Raw genomic sequence first — 1,682 nt, 5'->3', positions numbered from 1 at the left:
CCGGGCCCACCGGTGAACAACTCGTCGGCTATGCGGTGCCCGCGCCCGGACATCACCTGGATCCGACGGCGCTGCGTGCGAGTCTCGCCTCGGCCCTGCCTTCGTACATGGTGCCCGCGGTCGTGACGGTGCTGGACGCGTTGCCGCTCAACACCTCCGGAAAGCTCGACCGCAAGGCGTTGCCCGCGCCGGTGTTCGAGGCGCAGGTGTTCGCCGCGCCCGTCACCGTGGTCGAGGAACTCGTGGCGAACGTGTTCGCCGAGGTGCTCGGCATCGAGCGGGTGGGTCGCGACGACGACTTCTTCGCACTGGGCGGCAACTCGCTGAGCGCCACCCGGGTCGCGGCGCGGCTCGGCTCCGCCCTCGACACCCAGGTGCCGGTCCGCCTGGTCTTCGAGGCCGGCAGCGTGGCGGCCCTCGCCTCCCGAGTGGAGACGAACCGGTCCGATGCGGATCGCCCGGCGCTCACCGCCCGGCCGCGTCCGGAACGCATTCCGCTGTCGCTCGCGCAGCAGCGGATGTGGTTCCTCAACCAGTTCGACACCACCTCACCCGCCAACAACATCCCGTTCGCCGTCCGGCTGACCGGCGCACTGGACATCGCGGCACTGCGCGCGGCCATCGGCGATCTGGTGGCCCGGCACGAGGTGCTGCGGACGGTCTACCCGGCCGTGGACGGTGTCGGCTACCAATCGGTGTTGCCCCCGTCGGTCGTGCCGGACGTGCCGGTGATTCCGATCGCCGAGAGCGAGATCGAAGGCTGGGTCACCGAATTCGCGCTTCGCGGTTTCGACGTCGCGGCCGAGGTGCCGCTGCGGATCGCAGTGCTGGAGCCCGAGACCGACGTGCACGTGGTGGTCATGGTGACGCACCACATCGCCGCCGACGGCGCGTCGGTGGCGCCGCTGGTCCGAGACCTCATGACCGCTTACCTCGCGCAGGAAGCGGGCAGTGCGCCCACTTGGACGCCGCTGCCGGTGCAGTACGCGGACTACACACTGTGGCAGCGAGATCTGCTGGGTGACGAGGAAGATCCGCAGTCGTCGGCCGCCGCTCAGATCGCGTTCTGGCGGGAGGCGCTGGCGGGTCTGCCCGAGCGGCTCGACCTTCCGGCCGACCGGGCGCGCCCGTACACCGCCTCGGGTGTCGGACGCACCCTGGCCTTCGAGATTCCGGCGTCCACGCGCGCCGCGGCGATCCGGTTGGCGCGGGCACAGAACTCCTCGGAGTTCATGGTGGTGCACGCGGCCTTCGCCGCGCTGCTGGCCCGGCTCTCCGGTACCTCTGACATTTCCATCGGCACCCCGGTGGCCGGCCGCGGCGAGCGCGAGCTCGACGATCTGATCGGCATGTTCGTCAACACCCTGGTGCTGCGGACCGAGATCGATCCGGGCGAGAGCTTCACCGAACTGCTGGCGCGGGTGAAACGAACCGACCTCGCCGCGTTCTCCCACGCGGAGCTGCCGTTCGAGCGCCTGGTGGAGGTGATGGATCCGGTTCGCGCTCCTTCGCACCACCCGCTGTTCCAGGTCGCGCTGTTCTTCCAGAACTTGGAGAAGGCCGGTCTGGAGCTGCCCGGAATCCGCGTGGACGAACTGGGCATCGACGGGGCGATCGCGAAATTCGATCTGCAACTGACCATTTCGCCGCCGGAGGACGAATCCGCCCCGGCCGCGGCACTG

Annotated in this window: 1 protein-coding gene; it reads left to right on the top strand. The window is 69.8% G+C overall.

Annotated features, from left to right (window positions below; genetic code table 11):
* Nucleotides 1-1,682, top strand: a 1,682-nt coding sequence (locus RJ03_RS22990) for a condensation domain-containing protein (protein WP_036505676.1), incomplete at both ends; no start/stop codon positions are given.

The sequence above is a fragment of the Nocardia aobensis NBRC 100429 genome, from assembly GCF_000308375.1.
GTDB classification, from domain to species: Bacteria; Actinomycetota; Actinomycetes; order Mycobacteriales; family Mycobacteriaceae; genus Nocardia; species Nocardia aobensis.
The sequence above is the reverse complement of the archived record's forward strand: the minus strand, read 5'-3'. Positions and strand labels throughout refer to the sequence as shown.